The 22,771-nt window shown below is 40.6% G+C and carries 25 protein-coding genes; 5 read left to right on the top strand and 20 right to left on the bottom strand.

The annotated features are described in order from the left end of the window. Positions 1-21: 21 nt before the first annotated feature. From murD to AC0KTX_RS00350, 11 genes are all read right to left on the bottom strand, one after another. Positions 22-1,377 (bottom strand): UDP-N-acetylmuramoyl-L-alanine--D-glutamate ligase, encoded by a 1,356-nt coding sequence (gene murD / locus AC0KTX_RS00400; RefSeq protein WP_474250244.1) that lies wholly within the window; start codon positions 1,375-1,377, stop codon positions 22-24. Next, positions 1,378-2,352, bottom strand: coding sequence for a phospho-N-acetylmuramoyl-pentapeptide-transferase (gene mraY, locus AC0KTX_RS00395; RefSeq protein ID WP_474250243.1), 975 nt, complete (start codon positions 2,350-2,352; stop codon positions 1,378-1,380). It lies immediately after the preceding gene. Between the two features lie 105 nt (positions 2,353-2,457). Then, positions 2,458-3,948, bottom strand: coding sequence for a UDP-N-acetylmuramoyl-L-alanyl-D-glutamate--2,6-diaminopimelate ligase (locus tag AC0KTX_RS00390; protein WP_474250242.1), 1,491 nt, complete (start codon positions 3,946-3,948; stop codon positions 2,458-2,460). 124 nt (positions 3,949-4,072) lie between these two features. Further along, positions 4,073-5,995 carry a stage V sporulation protein D gene (locus AC0KTX_RS00385; RefSeq protein WP_474250428.1) on the bottom strand — a complete coding sequence of 641 codons (1,923 nt, stop codon included), beginning with the start codon at positions 5,993-5,995 and terminating at the stop codon, positions 4,073-4,075. A 191-nt stretch (positions 5,996-6,186) separates the two neighbouring features. Continuing rightward, positions 6,187-8,349: a penicillin-binding protein gene (locus AC0KTX_RS00380; protein WP_474250241.1), complete on the bottom strand. Its 2,163-nt coding sequence runs from the start codon at positions 8,347-8,349 to the stop codon at positions 6,187-6,189. 7 nt (positions 8,350-8,356) lie between these two features. Next, positions 8,357-8,710 (bottom strand): cell division protein FtsL, encoded by a 354-nt coding sequence (gene ftsL, locus AC0KTX_RS00375; RefSeq protein WP_474250240.1) that lies wholly within the window; start codon positions 8,708-8,710, stop codon positions 8,357-8,359. 17 nt (positions 8,711-8,727) lie between these two features. Continuing rightward, positions 8,728-9,657, bottom strand: a complete 930-nt coding sequence (gene rsmH / locus AC0KTX_RS00370) for a 16S rRNA (cytosine(1402)-N(4))-methyltransferase RsmH (protein ID WP_474250239.1) — start codon at positions 9,655-9,657, stop codon at positions 8,728-8,730. Between the two features lie 55 nt (positions 9,658-9,712). Beyond that, on the bottom strand, positions 9,713-10,144 hold the full coding sequence (gene mraZ, locus AC0KTX_RS00365; RefSeq protein WP_474250238.1) for a division/cell wall cluster transcriptional repressor MraZ: 432 nt from the start codon (positions 10,142-10,144) through the stop codon (positions 9,713-9,715). 125 nt (positions 10,145-10,269) lie between these two features. Then, positions 10,270-11,898, bottom strand: coding sequence for a bacillithiol biosynthesis cysteine-adding enzyme BshC (gene bshC / locus AC0KTX_RS00360; RefSeq protein ID WP_474250237.1), 1,629 nt, complete (start codon positions 11,896-11,898; stop codon positions 10,270-10,272). Positions 11,899-11,989: 91 nt separating this feature from the next. Next, positions 11,990-12,343: a DUF3397 family protein gene (locus AC0KTX_RS00355; RefSeq protein ID WP_474250427.1), complete on the bottom strand. Its 354-nt coding sequence runs from the start codon at positions 12,341-12,343 to the stop codon at positions 11,990-11,992. A gap of 34 nt (positions 12,344-12,377) precedes the next feature. Continuing rightward, positions 12,378-13,256, bottom strand: a complete 879-nt coding sequence (locus AC0KTX_RS00350) for a 2-dehydropantoate 2-reductase (protein WP_474250236.1) — start codon at positions 13,254-13,256, stop codon at positions 12,378-12,380. A gap of 193 nt (positions 13,257-13,449) precedes the next feature. Here AC0KTX_RS00350 and AC0KTX_RS00345 point away from each other — a divergent pair, with 193 nt between their 5' ends. Continuing rightward, complete coding sequence (locus AC0KTX_RS00345; RefSeq protein ID WP_474250235.1) at positions 13,450-13,923, top strand: N-acetyltransferase; 474 nt, start codon at positions 13,450-13,452, stop codon at positions 13,921-13,923. Between the two features lie 35 nt (positions 13,924-13,958). Here AC0KTX_RS00345 and AC0KTX_RS00340 read toward each other — a convergent pair whose 3' ends face one another. The 3 genes from AC0KTX_RS00340 to AC0KTX_RS00330 all read right to left on the bottom strand — a co-directional run bounded on the left by AC0KTX_RS00340 (position 13,959) and on the right by AC0KTX_RS00330 (position 15,423). Beyond that, positions 13,959-14,546, bottom strand: a complete 588-nt coding sequence (locus AC0KTX_RS00340) for an RsfA family transcriptional regulator (protein ID WP_474250234.1) — start codon at positions 14,544-14,546, stop codon at positions 13,959-13,961. 147 nt (positions 14,547-14,693) lie between these two features. Next, positions 14,694-14,867 carry a 50S ribosomal protein L32 gene (rpmF, locus tag AC0KTX_RS00335; RefSeq protein ID WP_063388509.1) on the bottom strand — a complete coding sequence of 58 codons (174 nt, stop codon included), beginning with the start codon at positions 14,865-14,867 and terminating at the stop codon, positions 14,694-14,696. 34 nt (positions 14,868-14,901) lie between these two features. Beyond that, positions 14,902-15,423: a YceD family protein gene (locus AC0KTX_RS00330; protein ID WP_474250233.1), complete on the bottom strand. Its 522-nt coding sequence runs from the start codon at positions 15,421-15,423 to the stop codon at positions 14,902-14,904. A gap of 146 nt (positions 15,424-15,569) precedes the next feature. On the opposite strand from AC0KTX_RS00330, the gene AC0KTX_RS00325 reads away from it, so the two are divergent. Then, complete coding sequence (locus AC0KTX_RS00325) at positions 15,570-16,796, top strand: nucleotidyltransferase (protein WP_474250232.1); 1,227 nt, start codon at positions 15,570-15,572, stop codon at positions 16,794-16,796. Here AC0KTX_RS00325 and AC0KTX_RS00320 read toward each other — a convergent pair. Continuing rightward, positions 16,793-17,815 (bottom strand): SepM family pheromone-processing serine protease, encoded by a 1,023-nt coding sequence (locus tag AC0KTX_RS00320; RefSeq protein WP_474250231.1) that lies wholly within the window; start codon positions 17,813-17,815, stop codon positions 16,793-16,795. The two genes, AC0KTX_RS00325 and AC0KTX_RS00320, sit on opposite strands and share 4 nt — an antisense overlap. Next, positions 17,812-18,600, bottom strand: coding sequence for a patatin-like phospholipase family protein (locus AC0KTX_RS00315; RefSeq protein ID WP_474250426.1), 789 nt, complete (start codon positions 18,598-18,600; stop codon positions 17,812-17,814). The genes AC0KTX_RS00320 and AC0KTX_RS00315 overlap by 4 nt, the downstream gene beginning before the upstream one ends. A gap of 156 nt (positions 18,601-18,756) precedes the next feature. On the opposite strand from AC0KTX_RS00315, the gene ylbJ reads away from it, so the two are divergent. Next, a complete protein-coding gene (ylbJ, locus tag AC0KTX_RS00310; RefSeq protein WP_474250230.1) occupies positions 18,757-19,977 on the top strand; it encodes a sporulation integral membrane protein YlbJ in 1,221 nt (406 codons plus the stop codon). A gap of 141 nt (positions 19,978-20,118) precedes the next feature. On the opposite strand, the gene coaD is transcribed toward ylbJ, so the two are convergent. Further along, positions 20,119-20,604, bottom strand: coding sequence for a pantetheine-phosphate adenylyltransferase (gene coaD / locus AC0KTX_RS00305; RefSeq protein ID WP_474250229.1), 486 nt, complete (start codon positions 20,602-20,604; stop codon positions 20,119-20,121). A gap of 20 nt (positions 20,605-20,624) precedes the next feature. Beyond that, positions 20,625-21,176 carry a 16S rRNA (guanine(966)-N(2))-methyltransferase RsmD gene (gene rsmD, locus AC0KTX_RS00300; RefSeq protein ID WP_474250228.1) on the bottom strand — a complete coding sequence of 184 codons (552 nt, stop codon included), beginning with the start codon at positions 21,174-21,176 and terminating at the stop codon, positions 20,625-20,627. A 129-nt stretch (positions 21,177-21,305) separates the two neighbouring features. On the opposite strand from rsmD, the gene AC0KTX_RS00295 reads away from it, so the two are divergent. After that, the gene (locus tag AC0KTX_RS00295; protein ID WP_474250227.1) at positions 21,306-21,509 is read left to right on the top strand and encodes a hypothetical protein; all 204 of its coding nucleotides are present in this window, start codon (positions 21,306-21,308) and stop codon (positions 21,507-21,509) included. Between the two features lie 51 nt (positions 21,510-21,560). Further along, complete coding sequence (locus AC0KTX_RS00290; protein WP_474250226.1) at positions 21,561-21,947, top strand: DUF7147 family protein; 387 nt, start codon at positions 21,561-21,563, stop codon at positions 21,945-21,947. Positions 21,948-21,983: 36 nt separating this feature from the next. On the opposite strand, the gene AC0KTX_RS00285 is transcribed toward AC0KTX_RS00290, so the two are convergent. Together AC0KTX_RS00285 and AC0KTX_RS00280 are read right to left on the bottom strand one after the other, a co-directional pair. After that, on the bottom strand, positions 21,984-22,256 hold the full coding sequence (locus AC0KTX_RS00285; RefSeq protein ID WP_474250225.1) for a YlbG family protein: 273 nt from the start codon (positions 22,254-22,256) through the stop codon (positions 21,984-21,986). Positions 22,257-22,284: 28 nt separating this feature from the next. Beyond that, entirely contained in the window at positions 22,285-22,725 is a 441-nt protein-coding gene (locus AC0KTX_RS00280) for a YlbF/YmcA family competence regulator (RefSeq protein WP_474250224.1), read from the bottom strand. Positions 22,726-22,771 lie beyond the last annotated feature (46 nt).

Below are 22,771 nucleotides of genomic sequence, written 5' to 3'. Positions count from 1 at the left end.
GGCTTTCAAAAGTACGAGCCCTTATTTCAGCTTATGCACGGCGTTTATGAAAATGTCCCCTCTCTCTTCAAAAGTTTTGTATTGATCCCAGCTTGCACATGCGGGAGAGAGCAGAATTACATCCCCTTTTTCCGATAAGCGAAACGCCGCAAAAGCCGCTTGTTCCACATTATCGACACGTTCAATTTTTTCTATTCCGGCATTTCTAGCCGCACGTTCAATTTTTTCCGCCGTTTGGCCAAAGGTGATGACCGCTTTTACCCTTTTTAAAAAAGGCTCTAATTCATCAAATTCATTGCCGCGATCAAGGCCACCGGCAAGGAGAATCACAGGGGATGAAAAAGCTTCCAAGGCTTTTGTTGTCGCCAAAATATTGGTGGCTTTGGAATCATTGTAAAATTTTCTCCCCTTTATTTCCATGACAAATTGAAGGCGGTGTTTTACCCCGGTAAAAGTGGTTAAAACTTTCCGAATGGCATCATTTCCAACTTGTTTTGCTTTCACTGCGCAAATGCTTGCTAAAATATTTTCCACATTATGCTTGCCGACAAGTGCAATATCCTTTACATCGATGATTTTTTCGTCATTATAATATACGGCATCCTCCTTTAAATAGGCGCCTTTCATATCTTGTTTTTTCGTTGAAAAATAAACTTTTTTCCCTTTTGATTGCTTCGAGAGTCTTAAAACGTCTTGATCATCCGCATTTATGACAGCAACCGAGTTCTCGTCTTGGTTGGCAAATATTTTTTCTTTAGCTTTCATATATTCTTCTCTCGTTCCGTGATAGTCCAAATGCGCATTAAAAATGTTCAACAGTACCGCGACTGCCGGCCGGAAATGAATCGTTCCCAGAAGTTGAAACGATGATACTTCCATTACGATAAGATGATCTTTCGTTGCCTCTTGAACCACTTCACATGCGACATTGCCGATATTTCCTGCCAACAGCGGTTTCTTTCCATCCGCTTTAAGCATTTCGTATATGAGCGTTGTTGTCGTTGTTTTCCCGTTGGAACCGGTTATTGCAATAATTTCCGCTTCGCAAATTTGATACGCCAGCTCTATTTCCGTGATAATGGGAATGTTCATGGCAAGTGCTTTTTGCACAATCGGATTGGAATAAGGAATTCCAGGATTTTTTACAATGATCTCGATCTCTTTTTGCTCGAGCAGCTGTTCAGGGTGCTCTCCTAATATGAGTTCAATTCCTAGCTTTTCCAAGTCTCTGACTTCGTCGGATGCTTCGTATTTTTTTACATCATTGACGGTAACATGTGCACCGAGTTTATGCAATAATTTAGCGGCTCTTAAGCCGCTCTTTGCCAAACCTAGTACAAGAACTTTTTTATTTTGGTAATCATGAATTTTTTTCAATTATAGCCACACCTCGATCACTATTCCTAGTATTGCAAAAAGCAAGCCCATTGCCCAAAAAGTGACAACCACTTTCCACTCCGACCATCCATTTAATTCATAATGATGGTGAAGAGGGCTCATTTTAAACACGCGCTTGCCTGTCATTTTAAACGAAATGACTTGTATAATCACTGACAGAGTTTCGATGACAAACACACCGCCAATGACAATCAGCAAAATTTCCAATTTTGTTAATATCGCTACTGCGACAACAGCACCGCCTAGAGCCAAAGAACCGGTGTCCCCCATAAAAACTTTAGCTGGATGAGCATTAAACACTAAAAATCCTAAAACTGCCCCTACGACGGAAACACTGAAAATGGCGATATCGAATTGGCCGTTGTTCCAAGCCAATACGGCAAAAGCTCCAAACGCAATTGCCGCACATCCTGAAAGAAGCCCGTCAAGCCCGTCGGTTAAATTCACAGCATTGGAACCGCCAACGAGCATAAAAACAACAAGCAATCCATAAAGCAAACCGAGGTCGACGGAAAGTTCAGTCCCCGGCAAGCGGATCAACGTCGAAAAACCGTATTGGTGCAAAATGATAAAAAAGATGACGGCAATTAATATTTGGCCTGCAAGTTTTTGCTTGGAGGTCAACCCTAAATTTCTTTTCATCACAACCTTTATGAAATCGTCCAAAAAGCCAAGCAGGCCATACCCGATTGTTACAAACAATAGCAAATACATTTCCAAGCCGGGCCGGGAAAACTTGGACACCATTACAAGGGCGGTGATGACAATTGACAGAATGATCATAATTCCCCCCATTGTCGGGGTTCCGGATTTTTTTTGATGAGATTTCGGCCCTTCTTCTCGAATGCTTTGGCCAAATTTCAGTTTTCTTAAAAAAGGAATAAATACAGGAGAAAGTAATACACTAATTAAAAAAGCCATTAAAATCGTAAATAATATTACTTGCTCAAGCATGATTACTTCCTCCCTCCAACCAAAACGCAAGGAAATCTTTTGCCTGTATTACCATATGTCCGTTGATGTTGAACCATTCCAATTTCATCATGATCCTCTTTCTTGCTAGATTTCTTTTCCCTTTTGCATGACAACTGATTGAATGGCGCGTACAGCCACTTCCCGATCATCGAAGTCAAATTTTTCATTGCCGATTTGTTGATATGTTTCATGGCCTTTTCCTGCCACCAAAACGACATCTCCTTTTTTTGCGTTCTGAATGGCAAACAGAATGGCTTCCTTTCGATCTAAAATAGAATGAAAATGCTTGCCGATAACTCCTGTTTCCATTTCTTTTAAAATTTGCTGTGGATCTTCACTTCTAGGATTATCTGATGTGAAAATCGCTTCATCCGCCCATTTTACGGCAATTTGCGCCATCAGCGGCCGTTTTGTCCGGTCGCGGTCGCCCCCGCAGCCAATGACAACAAACACTTTCCCTTCGCAAAATTCTTTTACGGTCTTAAGCACGTTTTCCAAACTGTCAGGTGTATGGGCATAATCAACGATCACAGAAAAATCTTGGCTGCAATCAACAAGTTCAAAACGGCCGCGAACACCTTCCATTGTTTGAACCGCTTCTATGATGATATTCAGGTCAACGCCTGAAACAAGGCATGCCGACACAGCTGCCAAAACATTGTAGACGCTGAATGTGCCCAGTAATTTCATTCGAATCGGAAATGTTCCCTCTGGAGTCACCATTTCAAAAAACGTTCCGCCCGGTTTCATTTCGATATTTGCCGCCATGATGTCGCACGGCTTTTCAATGCCATATGTCACAATGGGAGCTGATGTCATATGCTTATAATATTCGGAAGCAGGATCATCCCCGTTTAAAACGGCGAATTTGGGATGTTTGTGGTCGTAGCGGTTCCCAAGCTGTGCAAACAAAAGCCCTTTCGCTGTACGATATTCCTCCATTGTTTTGTGGTAATCTAAATGGTCTTGCGACAAGTTCGTAAACACCGCTACATCGAAATCGCAGCCGTAGACGCGCCCCATGTGCAAAGCATGGGATGATACTTCCATTGCGGCATGAGTGACATGTTCATCAACCATTTGCCGAAACGTTTTTTGCAGCGTCAAGCTGTCGGGCGTTGTATTTTTTACTTCATATTGTTGATCTCCAATTTTTGTATACATCGTGCCGATCAACCCGGTTTGATAACCCGCCGTCCGGAAAATGTGTTCGATAATATGGGTAGTTGTCGTTTTTCCATTAGTTCCGGTCACACCGATCAGGTGGATGTTATGGGTCGGTTGGCCATAAAAAAAATCTGCTAACATGGCCATTGCCCGCTTCGTATCCGGCACCAAAACGACCGGAACGTTTTTCAAACCTTCCAGCTTCTTTTCGGATATGATGGCGGAAGCGCCTTTTTTGGCGGCATCCGCTGCGTAATCATGTCCGTCGACCGTAAACCCTTTTATGCAAATAAATAAGCTTCCTTGTTTAACTGTTCGTGAATCCATTTCGATTGAAAAAATTTCAGGATTGCCTTCCCCATATTTTTTATATTGAGGCAAAGCGGTTAATAAGCTATCGAGTTTCATCGCGATAAATCCTTTCATCCTAAATACACATTCTTTCTTATTGTAGCTTAGCTTAAAAACTGCTACAAGGGCTTTTTGAAAGCAAGCACTTTCATGAAAGCCCTTTTTGGCAGATGATTTACTTTTATTCTCCGAAAAAGATGCGGATGGTGGAGCCTTCTTTCACTTTTACTCCAGCTTTTGGAGATTGTTCAACAACGGTATTCCCGCTGCCGCTTGCATCCAATTGAAGATTTGTCATTTGCTCTAGCAGTTCTTTTTTCTTAAGGCCTACCATGTTGGGAACTTCAACATATTTCGGGTCTGACCAATTGTAGGCCGTTTTTTCCATTTGATTTTTTCTTTGTTTTACTCCGAGCTCACGTAAGCTGTCTTTCATAATGGATCCGACAATCGGTGCCGCGACAAGGCCGCCGAATTGCACTGTTCCTTTCGGATTATCTACAGCGACATATACGACAATTTGCGGGTCATCCGCTGGTGCAAAGCCGATAAAAGACACGATATGGTTGTTGGCCAAATAGCCTCCCCCGGGAGCCGCTTTTTGCGCAGTTCCAGTTTTTCCTCCGACTCGATATCCTTCCACAAACGCCCCTTTTCCGGTGCCATTTGCTACGACACTTTCAAGTGCATAACGGATTTGCTTGGACGTCTGCTCGGAAATGACCCGCCTTTTGGCTTTAGGAGTATTTTTGGCTACTACCTTTTTGGTTTCAGGGTCAATCCATTCTTTTGCAATATATGGGGTATACAAAATTCCTCCGTTTACAGCCGCCGATACAGCCGCCACTTGTTGAATAGGTGTAACGGACACACCTTGCCCAAAAGCGGTCGTCGCAAGTTCAACAGGTCCGACCCGATCCTCCCGGAACAATATGCCGCTTCCTTCCCCCGACAAATCAATTCCGGTTTTTTCACCGAAACCAAACTTTTTAATGTAATCAAATAATGTTGATTTGCCTAATCTTTGTCCGAGTTCAACAAAACCGGGGTTGCAAGAATTTTCAACTACCTCGAGAAATGATTGGCCACCATGTCCGCCTTTCTTCCAGCATCTCAATGTCGCCCCCGCTACTTTCACATAGCCGGGATCGTGAAAGTGATCTTTTGCAAGGTCGACTTTTTTCTCTTCAAGAGCTGCTGCCAGCGTAATGATTTTAAAAGTCGATCCCGGTTCATATGTGCTCCAGATCGGCAAATTCCGGTTATATATTTTCGGATCCACCTGTTGATATTTTGCCGGATCAAATGTTGGTCTTGATGCCATTCCTAATATTTCGCCGTTGTTTGGATTCATGGCTATCGCCATGATTCCATCTGGATTGTATTTCGTTTCGGCAATGTCTAGCTCACGTTCCATAATGGTTTGAATTCTAGAATCAATCGTTAATTTTAAATTTAAACCGTCTTTTGGCGGTTTATATTCTTCCACATCATTAGGCATTCTTTTCCCTTTTGCGTCCGAATAAAATTTAACATAACCCTTTTCGCCTCTCAATTGCTCGTCATATGATAATTCAAGACCGTTTAATCCTTGATTGTCAATACCGGTAAAACCTAACACATGCGATAAATAACTTCCGAACGGGTAAAACCTCTTTGAATCTTCTGCAATGTAAACGCCTTTTAAGTTTAATCGGCTGATTTCATCCGCTTTTTCCTCGGATATTTTTCGTCCTTCCGGATGAAGACGGACGATCATTTCATTTTGGGTAACATACTGATACGCTTTTTCCACCGGCATATTTAAAACGGCGGAGAGCTTTTGAGCGGTTTCGGAAGGATTTTCCACTTGGCGCGGCACTACAAACACACTCGGAGCGCTAATATTTGCCGCCAGCTTTTCCCCATTACGGTCGACAATTTCGCCCCGCTTCGGTTCGAACGGAATGTTTCGGCTCCATAAATCTTTTGCAAGCGATGTTAAATTGCCTCCTAATATGAACTGTACATACCCAAGCCTTGCATCAATGACTGCAAATATGAGAAACCCGACGATCAGCACGATAACAAGCCGCTTTCTCACCGTTACGTTTGACACACGCATATATGTCATAAACTCCCCTCTGTCTAGGTTCGTTATCAAAATATATGCCTGGCCAACGAAAGGTAGAACAAGCAGCCGCAGCGAATGCAACCAACACAAAATAAAAGGGAGAATTGCTATGCCATAAACTAAAAAAGAAGAAACCCGCTTTTGATTATGGATCAGTTTCCTTTCCAAAAGCGAGTTTTAATTTAACGGTCTTGCGTTTCAGGCTTCTTCAACTTGATCGTCAACGAATCTCCTTTTCGCAGTTCTTTTCCCGTTTTAATGCTTTGAGAAACCACATAGCCGTTTCCTTCAACTGACAATTGAAGATTCATCATCGACGAAAGCTTCAGACAATCTCGCAGTGACCAATCAGAAAGATTTGGCATTTTAACAACGCCATCGGTCAGCAAAATTACTTTTTCGCCAGCAATCATGTTCGTGCTTGGAATCGGGGATTGCGATACAATCGTTTTGCCGCTGCCGATTTTGACGGCTTCCATTTTATTTGCCTTTAACTCTTTCACTGCTTCATCCGCATTTTTGCCTCGATAATCGGGGAGAGGCAGGCCGATGTCCGTTTCCGTTTTCAGTTCCTTTTCATGATTTTCCATATTTGGTTCAATCCGCAAATATTCAAGACTGTTTTTCATCACCGCTTTAAAAATCATGGAGACAGGAGCTGCGCCCGTCTCTGTTTCTTTTAGGTTCGGCTGCTGGACGGCAATATACACAACCAATTCGGGATCTTCTTTAGGAGCCATCCCTAAAAATGAGAACATGTAATTTTCCCTTCCCGTTAAATAGCGACCATCTTTCCCCGCTATTTGAGCAGTTCCAGTTTTTCCGGCAATTTGATACCCCGGTATTTGAAAAGGTTTGCCTGTTCCGTGTTCCGACGTGATTACCGTTTCAAGCAGATCCAGCACTTTTTTCGAAGTTTCTTTTGTGATCGGCTGACCGGCAACTGTCGGCTCCGTTTCTTTTAAAACTTTATTCGTTTGAGAATCGACGATTTTATCAATGATATACGGCTTCATCATTTTCCCTTCATTCGCAACGGCTGTTGCCGCTTGAATGAGCTGAATGGGAGTAACAGCGGATGCCTGTCCGAAAGCAGTCGAAATTTTATCCCGCTCCCACTTGTAATTAATTTTGCTATTCACTTCATTCGGCAAATCAACTCCGGTTTTTTTAAAAAATCCGAATTTATGCAAATATTGGTAAAACCGATCAAGGCCTAGTTTTTCATTGGCCAATATGGCAAAACCGACGTTTGAAGAACGCTGGACTGCTTCATTAAAAGTGATGGTGCCCCAGCCGTGATGATTGTGGTCGTAAATCGGGCTGGCGCCTTTCACTTTATAAATTCCAGATCTGTATTGCTCATTCCCGTTGTAGACACCTTCATTTATTGCTGCTGCAAGTGTAAAAACTTTCATCGTCGATCCCGGTTCATACCGGTATGAGATCGCATCATTGTAAAAATTCGTGATATCTCGTTTGTTTGGGTCAAAACTCGGTCTCTGCGACAACGCTAAAATTTTTCCCGTCTTTGGATCTGCCACAATGCCGATCATTTTGGAAGGCTGATACTGTTTTTCCGCCTCATTTAAGGCATCTTCCAAAAATGTTTGGATTTTTTGGTCAATCGTTAAATAAACATTGGCGCCATTTTTGGGCGCAACAATTTTTTCATCACTATTAGGAAGCTGATACCCGCTTTGGTCGCTTTCATATATGACATAACCATCTTTTTCTTGCAAATAATCGTTTAAACTTTTTTCAATGCCAAGTTTTCCTTCTGTTTGCCCTGTTTTATCATTTTTTTGCGCATATCCTATGACATAGGAGGCGAAAGTTCCATTAGGATAAAAACGCTTCTTATCGCGGATAAATCCGATTCCGGGCAAGCCGAGCTTTTCTATTTCCTGTTTTTTAGAAAAACTAATGTTTCGGCCTTTTTCCCCAAACTCAACTTGAAAACGGTCTTTTTTCAAAATCCTTTCCATTTCTTCCGCTTTCATGCCGATAATCGGCGCCAATTTTCTTGCCGTTTCCTCCGGATCAACAACATGGTTGGGATGATCCGGATCTGTTGTCATTTTTTCATCCAAAACGGCAATCAGCGTGTATGTAGACGTGTCCTCGGCAAGCACATTTCCTTTGCGATCAAAAATTTTGCCGCGCTCCGCTTCAATTGTCCTTTTTTTCTCATATTTTTCCTTTGCTTTTACAGCTAAAACTTGCCCATCCACCTTTCCTGTCGCCTGAATATAAAAAAATCTTCCGAATAGGACAAAAAAGAGCATGGCAAATATTACAGATAATATTGCTGCTCCCCGATTCATCTGTCTGCTTTTTTTCATCGCGCAATCAGTCCTGTACGCCTTTCACATTATTCGGATTCAATGTGAGGCCGAGATCTTTTGCAATTTTGTATATTCTCTCCGGCCGGCTTAATTCCTCAACTTGGACGCTTAAATCACTATTGATTTTTTCCTGATCATTGATTTTCGCCTCGATTTTTTGAATTTCAATATTTGCATGGTACATTGCTACAGCATTGGAAATAACCCAAATGGAAGCCAGCAGCATGATGAGAAGAAAAACTGTGAACAGCAGCTTTTCTCCTAAAGTGATCGGAGACCTTTTTTGCTTGACGACTCGCTTCGCACTTTTTGTTTCTTCCTGGCGCTTTTCTAAAATTTTAACAGCTACATTGCTCATAAAAAACCTCCTCATTATTAAATCTTTTCTGCAATGCGAAGTTTGGCTGATCTGGCGCGATGATTTTCTTCAAGTTCCCGATCCGTAGGAGTGATCGGTTTTTTTGTGATCACTTTGATTTTCGGCTTTGCATCATCTGGAAGGATCGGAATGTTTTTCGGAACTTCCATCGTTTGCTGGGCTTTTTTAAAGGCAAGCTTGCAAATTCTGTCTTCCAGCGAATGAAAAGTAATGACGCAAATTCTGCCGCCCGGATTCAAAAGGTCAATGGCTTGTCCGATCGCCTCTTCAAATGCGTTCAGCTCATCGTTGACGGCAATCCGAATGGCTTGAAATATTCGTTTGGCGGGATGGCCTCCTTTTCTTCTCGCCGGTGAAGGTATTGCCTCTTTAATGATTTCGACAAGTTCGCCTGTCGTTTCGATCGCCTTTTTTTTGCGCATCTGCTCAATTTTTCGGGCGATTTGCTTGGAAAATTTCTCTTCCCCATACCGAAAAAATATTTTCACAAGTTTTTCGTAAGGCCATGTATTGATGATCGTGTAAGCCGACAACTCCTGATCCTTGTCCATTCTCATATCGAGCGGAGCATCATGAAGATAGCTGAATCCCCGTTCGGGCGTATCCAGCTGGGGAGAGGAAACACCAAGATCAAACAAAATGCCGTCAACCTGACCGATCCCCCGAAGCGCAAGCTCTTCTTTTAAAAATTTAAAATTGCTTTTAATGATCGTGACGTTTTCTTTATAAGGTGCAAGTTTTTGTTTCGCAAAGGAAATGGCGGTTTCATCCTGATCAAATGCGAATAAATGACCGCTGGTAAGCCTTTTGGCGATTTCTTCGCTGTGGCCGGCGCCGCCTAAAGTGCAATCAACGTATTTTCCATCTTCTTTTATTTTTAACCCTTCAATTGCTTCTTGAAGCAATACTGTTTTATGAACAAACATTGACAACCACCTTTTCGTTTCCATCGGACGATTCATTTATTTGATAGAATGAACTTTAAATGTCAAAACCAATCATGCTTTCGGCGATTTCTTCAAAAGATTCTTCCTGTTCAGCTACATATTGCTCCCATTTCGGTTTGCTCCAAACTTCGATCCGATTGGAAACACCGATGACAACACATTCTTTTTCCAATTTCGCATAGGAGAGAAGCGGTGCAGCAATAAGAATGCGGCCTTGTTTGTCCATTTCACATTCAATCGCACCTGAAAAGAAAAAACGGGTGAAAGCACGGGCGTCTTTTTTTGTCAATGGGAGAGCCTTTAATTTTTCTTCAATGATTTTCCATTCACTTAGAGGATATCCGAACAAGCATTGATCGAGACCCCGAGTGAGAATAAATTTTTCGCCAAGCCCTTCTCTAAACTTGGACGGTATGATCATTCTTCCTTTTGAATCGATCGTATGATGGTATTCTCCCATGAACATTTACGTTTGCCCCACTTTCATGCCGGCTTCACCACTTTCCCCCACTTTCCACCACAAATTTATTTTACTATATATCGGGCATAAAAAAAAACCCTGTATGATACAGGATTTTTCAAAAAATCTTTTCATATTTTGACAATCTTATGTCGGCCGTTAAAATGATATGTCAACTGCTTCAATTCTTGCAAAAAATCAAAGCCATATTTATTTAAATAGTAATAAATATTCCATACTCTTTCCTGCAGCTGGTCTTCCGGCTTTAATGAAAGCCCTATTCTCAAGATTTTGTTGAGTTCCGCTTCATATTTTTCATGAATCCTCTGATGAACCGCTTTTTCCACAAAATCAATCTGCTTTTCAATAAAATGAGCATTTTTTCTTAATAATGGGGCAAGGCTTGGATCCAGCTCAAGCACTTTTTGTCTTAAATTCCGATGAATCTGTTCAATCTCTTCTTTTGCTTTGAAAATGATTTCTGAAACATCAAACGGTTCTTTTTTTCCCAGCCATTCTTCCTTTACAAGTTCCAGCCCCTTGAATAATACATCTTCTATAGAAAGCTTGAGTTCTTTTAAATCCGATTCGATATTGCGTTCCAAAAACGTGATGTTCAAACGCGGAACAACCGGCGGAACATTCATTGAAAATAGATGAAATGCCCTTTTTAATTCAGCCCAATAAGCAATTTCCCCCGGACCGGCAATAAATGCGAGCGTCGGGAACAAACATTCCTGCATGATCGGCCTAGTCACAACATTGTTGCTGAATTTCCAAGGAGCTGTCTGTATTTCAGCCACTATTTCATGTAAAGACAAGCGCAAATTGATTCCCGGAATGAAGTATTGTCCTTTTTCCTCTTCTATCAGCAGGTGCCGTTCCTCATCCACTTCATAAAATAAATTTGAGCTGTTTTTTTTCATGACAATCGCCTGATGGAGATAACCATTCTCTTTTAAGAACTGCTGTTGGCGAACAACTTCTTGATAAATAGGACCGCTTTGTTTGATCATTTGTTCAAAAAAAGATTTTTCAAGCTCCCGCAGTTCTCTTGCCCCTGAATTGATGAGGACGATTCCTTCATCCCCAAACAATTCCATCACCAATCTTTCAAAAAATTCAACATATGTTGACGATTGTTCCAACTGATGATGGAGCGACGATAACAACTGTTTCGTATGCTCCGTTTCCCCGTATGTAGCAAAAACCTCTTCCATCCATTGGCGGCACGCTTTTTGATCAATTGCCAAGCGGGACATCATTGTTTTTTTTCCGTTTATTTGCAAAATTTTTTTCTTGTGAGGACGTTTTTCATTTAAAACGTAAACATGATTGATTTCTTCAAAATCATGATCCTCTCCCGCAACCCAAAACACCGGAATGACCGGAACATTCAATAAACGCTCTTGCTCTTTTGCCAAAGCCAGGATGGAAATAATTTTATGTATGGTATACAACGGCCCAGTCAACAATCCGGCCTGTTGGCCTCCAATCACAACAACGCTATTCGGTTTTTTTAATTTTTCGATATTTTCCATTGTTTTTTCAGATGCGTTCAGCTTTTTGTGATACTCGTATAAAAATTGCGCTAATTCTTCCCTGTTGTATGATTTCGTCAATAATTCCTCGTACCGTTTTTGAAACGCAGATTTTTGAAAAGGATCATAATCAAAATATTTTTCAACTTCTAATCTATTATTGAGGTAGTCGTTCACAAAACGATTGGACAGAGGAAGGAAGATTTCGAATGCCTCCATAAAAATTTAACTTCCTTTCTTGGTTGAAAATGTTTTTCGAAAAGAGTATAGCACGGAAATAACTCAATCCAAAAAAATATGCTTTCGCTTTTTACATATTGTCAACTATATAAATAAACAGACCGACGCAGGTTAACAAGATAGACAAAACAAAAAAAAGTAAAAAAGAACATCTCCACAACCGTTTAAAAGATCGGACAACGGCTATTTTTCCTGTCAAAACATATTGAAGCAACAAAAACAAAAGAAAAAGAATAAAAAAAGCGATCACGAACCAATAAAAAGAAAATTCCTTCCAGATGATTGTAAACTTTATCCAACATGACAAGACAAAAAATATTGTAACCGAATCAGCAGCTAAAAGAAAAGATTTTTTCCTGTTTTTCATCAGGGAAGAAAGGAAAAAGAAGACGACAATGAAACCGGCTATAGGGAATGTGACCATAAAAGAAATCAATCCAAGCAAAATGGACATATGTTCACTCCTCCAAGTTTTCCAATCCTTTTATGGCTTTGTATAAAAATTCAATCAAATGGATTGGAATCCCTTTTTGCTGTCCTTTTTGCAAAAGAACCCCCAAAATTGCGTCAATTTCGGTTTTTTTCTTGTTGTCCCGATCGATTAGCATCGATGAACGGTTATGCCTTGTCTTTTTGGCGATCTCGGCCACATATTCCCATAACTCTTCTTTCTTTTTTAGATCTAAAACTGCGCATATTTCAAGAAAAAGCTTTTGAGCAATGAACAACAATTCGCTATTTTCCACAAGTTGGCCATTTCGGACGCCGAAAAGTGCTGTTAAAGGATTTATCACCGCATTAGCAACGAGTTTTTTCATCACAATCGGCTTCCAATCTTCTGTAAATGAAATAGGAAACAAAGGATCGTTGATGTCAAGATCCTCTACAATCTGTCTTTTCCCCTCTCGAAACGGACTGATGCTGATTTTACCGATGCCTGTATGGCGTACGGTATTGAAAGACAATTTTAAAGCGCCGTGCTCAACGATCCCGATGTATGCTTCATGGTGAGGGATTTCTTTCAGCCTGTCGATGTGCCCCAAACCGTTTTGCAAAAACACTATTCTTTTGGGCGGAAGTTCTTTTAGCTTTTCAAATACGGTTGGCAAATGATGTTGCTTAACAGCTATAAGGATGATTTCCTCTTTATATGACGGCGTCCATTCAGCAGTTATTTTAGCTGTCCAATTTCTCGAACCGAACACCTTGACTCCATTTTTTTGGATGATATCGGCCTGCTCTTTTCCTCTCGTATAGAGGGTGACCTCATGTTTTTCGCTCAAGTAGGCGGAGCATAATAGACCGATTGCCCCCCCGCCGACCACTCCAATTTTCACCAGCCATTCACCTCTTTCATTTGTATGATAACAAACTCAATAAAAAATTGCTGCATTTTACTGTCAATCATAAAAAATTCGATATGATCTCATTTTTTTATCAATCATTCTCTTTTCATATGCTTCTTTTCTTCTTTTTTTAGTATAATAATAGTAAAAGCGCTTCCGATTAGCTGTCATAAGGGGGATATTGATGATAAAGGTTGAAAAATTGTTGGTGAATTACAAAACGTTGGAGGAATTCAAAAAATTTAAAGAATACGGCTTGCAGGAGTTGTCAATGCTGGAAGATCTGGAAGCAAACATCATCGAAAACAACAGCGATTCGCCTTTTTATGGAATTTATTACGGCGGCAAGCTCGTCGCCCGAATGAGCTTATACAAAGTAGATCAAAAATATGATCAATATTTTGATCCGAAACAGGACTTTCTCGAATTATGGAAATTAGAAGTTTTACCGGATTATCAAAGGAAAGGGTTTGGAAAAACATTGGTCGATTTTGCCAAATCCTTTGGAATGCCAATCAAAACAAATGCTCGGATGAAATCAGCCGGTTTTTGGGAAAAAATGGGCTTTGTTCCTGTCAAATATGATATGCAGCGCGACCGAGGAGAAAACCCGCTTGTCTGGTATCCTGAAGGCGTTAAAGAACAAGATGCCTCCTAATATGAAGAAATAGACCGCTTGCTTGCGGTCTATCGTTATTTTCCATTTTTTTCATTATCTGAATACATAATTTTCTCCAAACCATCGAGTTCGTTTTTGCGTTCTACGATTGTCCGTGCTTTATCCATAATATGAATAACAGAATAGTATTCTTTTTCCATATCCTCAAGTTTCTTGCGTAAAGTTTTATTTTCATTTACTAACATGGCAATCTTTTTTTCATTTTCCGCAATTTTTTCAGCCATCTTTCGGTTTTCTTCCAACAGTTCTTTGTTTTCAGATTGCTGATTGATTGTTTGCAAATAGGAAATCACATCTCCCAATGTTAATTCTATATTGTGAGCAGCGGTTTTTTGATCCGCTAACTCTCCTGATAGTTTTTTTTCTCTTTTTTTCCTTCGTTCTTTCCGCTCTTTTTTGGCAAGTTCAATTTGTTCGGAGTATTGTTTGCGCAAATAGGAATTCCAGCGGAAACCGCAAGCAGCCGGCGTCCTTGAAAGCTTTCTGCCTACCTCCTCGAAAGCTTTGAGCTGTGTCCCGCCTTCGCGAATATACGTTAAAACCACTTCCGCCAACAACAAATCTTCATCTTCTGTCCAAGCGTCTTGTCGTGTCGTAGCCATCCTTTCTTCCCTCCATGTTTTTTATTTATACATATGCGGCTAATAGAAAAGATAGAAGATGGGTAAAAGAAAAATTGCCACCATTTTTGGAGGGTTTATAGATAAAAAAAGAAAAGTGCATGGAATTTGCACTTTTCTTTTGATCCATTATTTGTTTACGACTTCTCTTCCCTTGTAAGTACCGCAAGATTTGCATACACGGTGTGCCAATTTCATTTCTCCGCAGTTCGGGCATTCTACCATACCTGGAACTTGAAGTTTAAAATGAGTGCGGCGCAATCTTTTTTTCGTTTTGGATGTTCTTCTAAAAGGTACAGCCACTTTTTCCCACCTCCTTACAGAGCGTTTCTTTTTATCAATCATTTTTATTTTTTTCCAATAATTGAGCTAATTTCGCCATTCTCGGATCCACTTTGTTTTTTTGTTCTTCTTCCGTCACGATTTTCCACCCTTTCCCCTCTTGAGGCGCTCCATTCCGAGCTGGTTCCACTTCATCGCTGAATACTTGCTGCGGAATCTCCAATAGAACCAGTTCGCGAATGATCGGTCTTAAATCGATTACGTCGCCATGAACAACATGGGTGGATTCGTCTGTTTCCTGATCATAGTCATTCAGTAAAAACGTTTCAGAGGTTTGAATATGAAACGGATATTTCACATCGACAAGCGTACGGGCGCACGGAAGCGTCATCTCACCTGATAATGACAGATGAAAAACAACTCTTGCAGAACCGATGTCCGCACGGCCGACAACATGAACTGGCGTGATCGCCCGCAAATCTTGGTGAACTTGAACAAGTTCATGTAAGTCCACATATTCGTTAATTTCAAGCCCTTTTTGCCGATATTTAGTTAATTGATGGATGAACCATTTCAAATATATCACCTCAAGACAACAAAAGTTATTATAATATTCCATCTGCATATTTGTCAATATTTTTTCTTTACAGTCTATACTCTATAATATAGGCAAGAAACTGCGATCTCATCCATTTGCGATAAATTGAAAAGTAGGTGCTGAATTTGAAAGCAGTTGGGATCATTGTTGAATATAATCCGTTTCACAATGGACATTATCATCATCTCATCCAATCAAAAAAAACAGCGAACGCAGATGTTGTCATCGCTGTCATGAGCGGCCATTTTTTACAAAGGGGCGAACCCGCGATCGTCTCGAAATGGGCGAGAACGAAAATGGCATTGCAATCCGGTGTTGACCTTGTTTTTGAACTTCCTTTCGCCTTCTCATCCCAAAATGCCGACGTTTTTGCCAATGGCGCGGTTTCCATTTTAGATGCTCTCGGCTGCCATTCACTCTGTTTCGGAAGTGAAGAAGGAGAAATTGAAGCTTTTTTAAAAACATATGAATGGTTGGAGAAACGATATGACGAGTTCCAAAAACAATTGAAAACGGCAATTTCTGAAGGCAACAGCTATCCAAAAGCAATGTCCATTGCCTTTCAGCACGTTGCCGACGGTCAAAATCATTTGTTAAATTTAACACAGCCGAACAATATTTTAGGGTTTCAATATGTGAAAGCGATTTTTCAGCAAAACAGCTCCATGAAACCGCTGACGATTCCGAGAATCGGTGCGGGCTACCATGACCAAACATACCGCCATGCTCACATTGCCAGCGCAACAAGCGTCAGAAAAGAACTTTTCAATGATTTTCGGTCGCAAAACGTAAAAAACTATTTACCGGAAAGTTCATATGACATTTTAATGACCTATCATCAAGAGTATTCCACCTTTCATGATTGGGAAACGTACTTCCCCTTTTTAAAATACGCTGTTTTGTCCAAATCTCGCCAAGAGCTCAACGACATATATGAAATGGAAGAAGGATTGGAAAATAGAATCGTCGAGCAAATGAAAAAAGCGTCCTCTTTTCAAGAGTTTCTCCGCCGTTTAAAAACGAAAAGATACACATGGACAAGATTGCAAAGATTATGTGTTTATCTTTTGACCAATACGAAAAAAAAAGAGATGGAACACGTGCTCAAAACAAAAAAAGCTTCTTATTTGCGGCTGCTCGGAATGTCAAAGAAAGGCCGGCAATATTTGCAAGCAATCAAAAAAGATTTGCCTCTTCCGCTCGTCTCGAAAATCTCATCCTTCCCAGAAAGCATGCTGGCAATGGATCTGAAAGCAACCAGCATTTATGCCCTTGCTTTAAAGGAACCGCTCGCAACGCATTTCATCAAACAAGAATATGCCAATCCACCTCTCCGCAGCGGACTTTCTTAACCGGAAGTCCGCAAATTTTGCAAATAGCGGACTGCATCATCAAATGTGTCAACAGGCACAATTTTCATTTTTGAATGGATGCGATCCGCCGTTTTCAACGCCTGTTGATAATCTGAATTCCTTTTGCCATGTTCATTTGGAGCAAAAAAGATGTCCATCTCCGCTTGATCAGCTGCAATCACCTTTTGCGCGATTCCCCCGATCGGCCCAACTTCGCCATTTTCGTTTACGGTTCCTGTTCCGGCAATGTCCAAACCTTTCGTTAAATCTCCAGCAGTCAATTGGTTGTATATTTCTAACGACATCATCAATCCGGCTGAAGGACCGCCGATATCTTTTGTGTTGAAAGTAATGTCAGGCGACGTGTCCACTTTTTTGTCTGTCACAATACTGACGCCGACCCCCGCTTTATCTTGTTCATTTGGAAAGCTTGTCAGCGCGATTTTAGCGTTAATTATTTTTCCATTTCTATTGATTTTGAAAGAAACTTGATCCCCTCTTTTCTTTTTTTGAATGTAATTGGTAAATTGTTCGGCATTGTGGATTGCAATTCCATCCACTTTTTCGATGCGGTCACCCACCTTTAATGTTTTATAAGCCGGCATGCCTTTCATCAGTGCATACACATAGACACCGTTATAGCGGATGCTGATTTTTTTTCTTGCCTTTTTATACGCTGTCATGATGGCATTTTCTTGCGCATCTTCCATCATATAAATTTGCCTGCTTAAATATTCTTCGTCTGATTCATTTTCCCCATGGACAGTATTGATCGGTAAAATCTCGTAATCGCTGCGCATTTTCGCCCACAAAAATGTAGCGGGGGTTGCTCTCGCAATACGGATCGTTGTTAAAGAAAAACTGCCTTTTTCTTGAAAACCATTTTCCACTTGAATCATATCGGAAAGATTCCCAACGATTCCGGGTTTCGTTATAAAATAGGGAAGCTTGATAAAAGAAAGTATAGAGGCAAGGACAATTGTGATGAAAAGAGAAAAAATCCATTGTTTCCGTTTCATGACACGTCTCCTTCCCATTTCTCAATCCTTTTTTTGATCTCCTTGATTTTCGTTAATGCCGCATCTTCACCGATCTTTATGATTTCTTCGACTTTCGCAAACGCTCCAGTGCTGAATTGCTCGACGCGCGGCCGGATCATTACATCACAATCAATGGTGCGATAGCGGACCAACTCATTTTGCATGATGTCCATGCTGCGAATGATGCAATCAAAAATCGACTCGATCCGTTCTTCCTCCTCAACATAGGAAACATCTACCGCAATCACAAGATCTGCCCCCATTTCTTTCACATCCGCAACCGGTACCCGTTCTATCACACCTCCATCAATTAACAGCGACCCGTTCAAGGAAACAGGAACGAAAATCCCGGGAATGGAAATGCTTGCTCTGACAGCTTCTGCGACCGGTCCGCTTTTAAACACAACTTTTTTTCCATTATTCAAATTCGTTGCGACAACGGCTAATGGAATCGGCAATTCTTCAATCAATTGATTGCGGGTAAAAACTTGGACGAAATGTTTAATTCGTTCTCCTAAAATAAAACCCATTTTCGGAACCGTCAAGTCGATATAATATTTTCGTCGAAAAGCCGTTGCCAATTTATACATTTGGTCAATGGGCAGACCGGCTGCGTAGAAGCTTCCGATTAAAGCTCCCATGCTTGAACCTGCTATTATATCGATTGGAATATGATGCTCTTGCAATATTTTCAAAATACCAAGATGAGCAAAGCCTCTTGCCCCCCCTGAACCTAATGCCAACCCAATACGAGGCCTTTTCAACATCGGTGCCGCCCCCTAGTTATTTTGTTACTTAATCTTATGGTCTAAAAGGCGACCCCATACACGTATATATGAAGTGAAGATGGTACAAACATCAAATTCATTTTATCATGCTTGTGAAATGTTAGCAGTTTTAAAGCTATAGGGGGCAGACCATTGAAAGGCGCAAAAGTCAAAACTGCTCTATATGCAGTGGCAGTATTGTTTTTAAGCTGTTCGCTTCTTTTTTTTCCCGAGGCATCTCTTGAAGCTTCCGAGCGCGGATTGCAAATGTGGTGGAATATAGTTTTCCCTTCCTTGCTTCCTTTTTTCATTGTTTCGGAGATTTTGATTTCAATCGGTGTTGTCCGTTTTATCGGTGTCTTTTTAGAACCGCTTATGAGGCCTGTTTTTAAGGTGCCTGGAGTTGGCGGTTTCGTTTGGGCAATGGGAATGGCTTCCGGTTTTCCGGCTGGCGCCAAATTAACTGCCAGGCTAAGACAAGAAAAACAAATTTCGAGAACGGAAGCTGAGAGGCTTGTATCATTTACGAATTCTTCAAACCCTTTATTTATCTTTGGAGCGGTATCTGTCGGATTTTTTCAAAATGAACAACTCGGGGTGCTCTTAGCAGCTTCCCATTATGTCGGCAACATTTGCGTCGGGCTGGTCATGAGATTTTGGGGGAATAGTGAAGAAGCAATGGAGAAAAAAACGCAGCTTCAACATCCTTCAATCACTAAAGCCTTTCAGCTTATGCATGAAACAAGAATGAAAAACGAAAAGCCGCTTGGGGAAATGTTGGGCGACGCCGTTCTCCATTCAGTTCAAACATTGCTCAGTATCGGAGGGTTTATTATTTTATTTTCTGTGCTCAATCAAATCTTAAACATTGTCCATGCCACAACGATTGCCGCTTCCATATTTTCCGGCTTGTTTCTGGTGCTTCACATTCCGACAACACTTTGTGCTCCGTTTGTATCAGGTCTATTTGAAATTACGCTTGGGAGCCGATTAACGAGCCAAGCACAAGCTGGCTTATTGGACAAAGCCATCATCACAAGTTTTATTTTGGCTTTCAGCGGTTTTTCTGTTCAGGCGCAAGTGGCCAGCATTTTGGCAGAAACGGATATTCGCTTCAAACCTTTTTTTCTCGCCCGCTTTCTGCAAGGAATCTTTTCCAGCCTTGCTGTTGTTTTCTTATTCAAACCTCTCCTTGCTGACTTAAAAGGCCATAACGAAGCATTTATACCTGCCTTTATTATTGAAAAAACGCCGATGTTCGTTTCAAATTATTGGAATGCTCTCTTTGAGGCCGGTCCTGTCATCACCATTTTCACGCTGGCTTTATATACAATCCTCTATTTCCTTCGTTGGCAGAGTATGATAAAACATTAGAAAAAGGGGTAGTCCGAAAAATGATTTTTCAGCCCAATCATGAAAAAAGTAAGACCAAAGAATGCTATTAAATCAACATTCTTTGGTCTTTTATTTGGAAACATGTGACACTAAATCGGGCTTTTCAAACAGCCCCTTCTTTCAATCGTTTTGAAATTTTTTCTTCAACGCCATTTCCACGACAGAGGGGACAAGCTCGGAAACATTGCCCCCGTACTTTGCCACTTCTTTTACAATACTTGAGCTTAAAAAAGAGTACTGATTATTTGTCATCATAAAAAAAGTTTCAATGTTTTCTTCCAGCAATCTGTTCATGGAAGTAATTTGCATTTCATATTCAAAGTCGGAGACTGCACGAAGCCCTCTTAAGATGGCGTTCGCTTTCTTGCTTCTGGCATAATCAACCAGCAGCCCTTGAAAGGACTCAATAAAAACGTTTGTTAAATCATGTGTGACCTCTTTCAACAGTTCACACCGTTCTTCTACTGTAAATAACGGCTGTTTGGCAGAATTGTTCAATACACAAACATATACTTTATCGAACACGTTTGCTCCCCGTTTAATAATGTCTAAATGCCCTAGTGTCACGGGATCGAAGCTCCCTGGACATACTGCTATGCTTGCCAAATTGTATACCCCCATCCGCTTTAACCATTTTCATAAAAAGAAACAGCTGTTATACCATATGCAGCACCTTTCGCTTTCATTAGTCTTCCGATTTTTTCCGGCAACATAACATCATCGCTATGTTCGCAAACAACTACCCCGCCAGCTGCCAAAAGTTGATATTGATCGATGAAATTTAATAATGATTCCAATTTTTGTTTTTTGTAAGGCGGGTCTAGAAATATGATTTGAAACGTAAGCCCCCTTTTTTTGACGGCATTCAATGCTCGATGAGCATCAGTCCGATAGACCTCAGACCGATCTGTAAGTTTTAAATTTTCTAAATTGGCCCGAATTGTTTGAACCGCCTTGATGTCATGGTCTACGAAAATTGAACGCTCGATTCCCCTTGATAATGCTTCAATCCCTAAAGCTCCGCTTCCAGCAAACAGATCTAAAGCCATTCCGCTGCGGAAATAAGGTCCGATGATATTAAACATTGCCTCCTTTACTTTATCGGTTGTCGGTCTGGTCGTCGTCCCTGGCACAGCTTTCAATGCTCTGCCTTTTAAAGCACCGGAAACCACTCTCATCGTTTTCACCACTGTTTTTCTAAATTGCGTTTTTTCGCAATAATCTTATCATAGGACAGGTGTTGTGGCAATTTTCGACTTCCTATTTTGAAAAATCTATGTATAACGAAAGAAAAGATGGCCATACTGATGAATGACAACATCAACAGTGATGGTGTTGTTGCCAACCGCGGAGAAGACTTACGTTTCCCCATAAGTTCTTCCTCCGGTTTCTCCTCTCCCTTTCCCTTCTTCTTTGAAGCATTGCTTCAAAGATCGGAAGGTGCCTGCAGAGCGAATCTGCAGGTTTTTTTTATTTTTTATTTTATTGAATTCGTTTTTGTGTTACATTAAGTTACGGATAAATTCAATACATTGTTTTGGCATGTGGAGGAAAAGTGGCAAATGATTCAACGTTTTATCGAAATAGGAGAAGGTTATTCGGATATTTATGAACTGATTGAAATTGCCAAAAGAAATCAAGACCGTCTTATGCATCTCATGGTTTTTTATACAGTTAAAGATCAGCAGGAGGTATGTTCTTTTGCCGTTGTTTTGAAACCTACTGATCCGGGAGATTTCCAGCCGATTTATATTTGCCGGGAAGGAATCCCTAATCCAACGAAGAAGCCAAATAAACGATTTGAACTTTTTCAAAGCTTGGCAAACGAAACAGGCAAAGAGATCATTGAATTATTCGTCAAACCATCCAACAGTTTTTCTGAAGTTGCTTTATATTATCAACATTTAATCGGGATTTTGAGAATGAATCGATATATTCCTTCTTTTTAAAAACGAAGGGCAGCCAAGACTTCAAGGCTGCCCTTTTTATAACCCCATTTTATAATCATATTCTTTCGCTTTATCAACTTTTGATTCAAATTCCAACTTCAGAAAAGGTTTGTACGATGGTTCTACTCGCTTCACAAAAGAGAACGAAGAAATTTTTTCCATTAATTGTTCCATTCTGTCCATTTCACAGTAAAGCACAATATACTTCATTTTTTTGGAAACATAATGGATATTCCCAAACTTCCTTAAGTTTTTCACATGTTTTAATGAATATAGCCAAACGATCAATCCTTGCCTCCGTTCAAACATACCAATTCCCCTTTTAGCTGGTGCAATATTATGAAACCGAACAGCCGCATGCCCCTCCTGAAGCACAGCCGCAACCGGCCATTTCAAAATAAGGGTTCCCAGTCGGAACTTTAATTTGTTCTGAAACAGCTTTGCCGATGTAAATGCTGATTTCATCCAACAAACTTTGCAAGTTTTTTTCCGCTCTCTTAAAAGCTGCTACACTGTCATTTAAATCAAGTTTTCGCTTAATTTCGCGCATATTCTTTGAAATCGATTTATAATCAGGGTGATATTTCCCAAATCTTCTAACATCTTCATAAAGCTCTTTTGTTTTTACAAATTGTTGAATGATTTTTTGCGCTTCTCGATCTTTTTTTAAATGATCCAATGAACGCCGGTATTCATCTGCGAGATCAGATTCCAAGATCATTTTTGCCAAATCTTCGGCTTGATCCAAAACGCGTACGCTCTCCAATGAAGCTACCATAGAGTGGACACCTCCAAATTCATTTTATCATGAACGTGTTTTCCTT

The sequence above is a fragment of the Aeribacillus sp. JST-2 genome (genome assembly GCF_056032925.1).
This window is presented reverse-complemented; position numbering and strand designations above follow the sequence as displayed.